Below are 3,241 nucleotides of genomic sequence, written 5' to 3' on the forward strand. Positions count from 1 at the left end.
AAGCGTGGCAACGTCCTACTCTCACAAAGGGAAACCCTTCACTACCATCGGCGCTAAGAAGCTTAACTTCTGTGTTCGACATGGGAACAGGTGTATCCTTCTCGCCATCGCCACCACACTTCGTGTCATTCGTTTTTTTTTGAGTAAATTTATTCACTCAAAACTGGATTGAAATCATTTTAACTCTTACCGTTCCACCACTATCTTGGTTAAGTCCTCGACCGATTAGTATTCGTCCGCTCCAACCATCACTGGCCTTCCACTCCGAACCTATCTACCTGATCATCTTTCAGGGGTCTTACTTTCTTAAAGAAATGGGAAATCTCATCTTGAGGGGGGCTTCACGCTTAGATGCTTTCAGCGTTTATCCCGTCCACACATAGCTACCCAGCGATGCTCTTGGCAGAACAACTGGTACACCAGCGGTGTGTCCATCCCGGTCCTCTCGTACTAAGGACAGCTCCTCTCAAATTTCCAACGCCCGCGACGGATAGGGACCGAACTGTCTCACGACGTTCTGAACCCAGCTCGCGTGCCGCTTTAATGGGCGAACAGCCCAACCCTTGGGACCGACTACAGCCCCAGGATGCGACGAGCCGACATCGAGGTGCCAAACCTCCCCGTCGATGTGGACTCTTGGGGGAGATAAGCCTGTTATCCCCAGGGTAGCTTTTATCCGTTGAGCGATGGCCCTTCCATGCGGAACCACCGGATCACTAAGCCCGACTTTCGTCCCTGCTCGACTTGTAAGTCTCGCAGTCAAGCTCCCTTCTGCCTTTACACTCTGCGAATGATTTCCAACCATTCTGAGGGAACCTTTGGGCGCCTCCGTTACCTTTTAGGAGGCGACCGCCCCAGTCAAACTGCCCATCTGACACTGTCTCCCATCACGATTAGTGATGCGGGTTAGAGTGGTCATAACACAGGGGTAGTATCCCACCAGCGCCTCCTCCGAAACTAGCGTTCCGGTCTCTACGGCTCCTACCTATCCTGTACATGTGGTACAAACACTCAATATCAAACTGCAGTAAAGCTCCATGGGGTCTTTCCGTCCTGTCGCGGGTAACCTGCATCTTCACAGGTACTAAAATTTCACCGAGTCTCTCGTTGAGACAGTGCCCAAATCGTTACGCCTTTCGTGCGGGTCGGAACTTACCCGACAAGGAATTTCGCTACCTTAGGACCGTTATAGTTACGGCCGCCGTTTACTGGGGCTTCAATTCAAAGCTTCGCCGAAGCTAACCTCTCCTCTTAACCTTCCAGCACCGGGCAGGCGTCAGCCCCTATACTTCATCTTTCGATTTTGCAGAGACCTGTGTTTTTGATAAACAGTCGCTTGGGCCTATTCACTGCGGCTGACCATACGGTCAGCACCCCTTCTCCCGAAGTTACGGGGTCATTTTGCCGAGTTCCTTAACGAGAGTTCGCTCGCTCACCTTAGGATGCTCTCCTCGACTACCTGTGTCGGTTTGCGGTACGGGTCGTTGTTTTCTCACTAGAAGCTTTTCTTGGCAGTGTGACATCAGGAACTTCGGTACTGTAATTTCCCTCCTCATCACAACTCATCCGTACAGGAAAAAGCATTTGACTCTTTCCAAGACTTGTTGCTTGAACGCACCTATCCAACAGTGCGCTTTCCTTAGCCTCCTGCGTCCCTCCATTGTTCAAACAAAAACAACGAGTACAGGAATATCAACCTGTTATCCATCGCCTACGCCTTTCGGCCTCGGCTTAGGTCCCGACTAACCCTGGGAGGACGAGCCTTCCCCAGGAAACCTTAGTCATACGGTGGACAGGATTCTCACCTGTCTTTCGCTACTCATACCGGCATTCTCACTTCTAAGCACTCCACTAGTCCTCACGATCTAGCTTCTACGTCCTTAGAACGCTCTCCTACCATTGAACCGATTGGTTCAATCCACAGCTTCGGTAATATGTTTAGCCCCGGTACATTTTCGGCGCAGGGTCACTCGACTAGTGAGCTATTACGCACTCTTTAAATGGTGGCTGCTTCTGAGCCAACATCCTAGTTGTCTGTGCAACCCCACATCCTTTTCCACTTAACATATATTTTGGGACCTTAGCTGGTGGTCTGGGCTGTTTCCCTTTCGACTATGGATCTTATCACTCACAGTCTGACTCCCGGATATAAATGAATGGCATTCGGAGTTTATCTGAATTCGGTAACCCGAGATGGGCCCCTAGTCCAAACAGTTGCTCTACCTCCATCATTCTTCATCCGAGGCTAGCCCTAAAGCTATTTCGGAGAGAACCAGCTATCTCCAAGTTCGATTGGAATTTCTCCGCTACCCACACCTCATCCCCGCACTTTTCAACGTACGTGGGTTCGGTCCTCCAGCGCGTTTTACCGCACCTTCAACCTGGACATGGGTAGATCACATGGTTTCGGGTCTACGACTACTTACTTATTCGCCCTATTCAGACTCGCTTTCGCTACGGCTCCGTTTCTTCCACTTAACCTCGCAAGCAATCGTAACTCGCCGGTTCATTCTACAAAAGGCACGCTATCACCCATTAACGGGCTCTAACTTGTTGTAGGCACACGGTTTCAGGATCTATTTCACTCCCCTCCCGGGGTGCTTTTCACCTTTCCCTCACGGTACTGGTTCACTATCGGTCACTAGAGAGTATTTAGCCTTGGGAGATGGTCCTCCCGGATTCCGACGGAATTTCACGTGTTCCGCCGTACTCAGGATCCTCATAGGTGTGCAAGCCATTTCGTCTACAGGTCTATTACCTTCTTTGGAGCTTCTTTCCAGAAGCTTCGACTATTGCTTACAGCTACCATAGCTGAGTCCTACAACCCCAAAGAGCAAGCTCTTTGGTTTGGGCTGTTCCCGTTTCGCTCGCCGCTACTAAGGGAATCGATTTTTCTTTCTCTTCCTGCAGGTACTTAGATGTTTCAGTTCTCTGCGTCTACCTCCACTTGCCTATGTATTCAGCAAGCAGTAACATCCTATCAAAGATGTTGGGTTTCCCCATTCGGAAATCTCTGGATCATAGCTTACTTACAGCTCCCCAAAGCATATCGGAGTTAGTCCCGTCCTTCATCGGCTTCTAGTGCCAAGGCATCCACCGTGCGCCCTTATTCACTTAACCTTATACACACTTTCGTGTGTCGATGGCGTCTAGGTAGCGATACCCAGCGTTTCATCAATACATTTCATCAGCTTGAACTAATTGTTTCAAAACTCATTCAACGCGGTGTTCTCGGTTTTTT

The 3,241-nt window shown here is 49.9% G+C and carries 2 rRNA genes; both read right to left on the reverse strand.

The features are described from left to right. Nucleotides 1-2: 2 nt before the first annotated feature. A 5S ribosomal RNA gene (gene rrf, locus CBF30_RS11730) occupies nt 3-118 on the reverse strand. Between the two features lie 87 nt (nt 119-205). Further along, nucleotides 206-3,120, reverse strand: a 23S ribosomal RNA gene (locus CBF30_RS11735). Nucleotides 3,121-3,241 lie beyond the last annotated feature (121 nt).

The sequence above is a fragment of the Vagococcus entomophilus genome (assembly GCF_003987595.1).
Lineage (GTDB): Bacteria > Bacillota > Bacilli > Lactobacillales > Vagococcaceae > Vagococcus_E > Vagococcus_E entomophilus.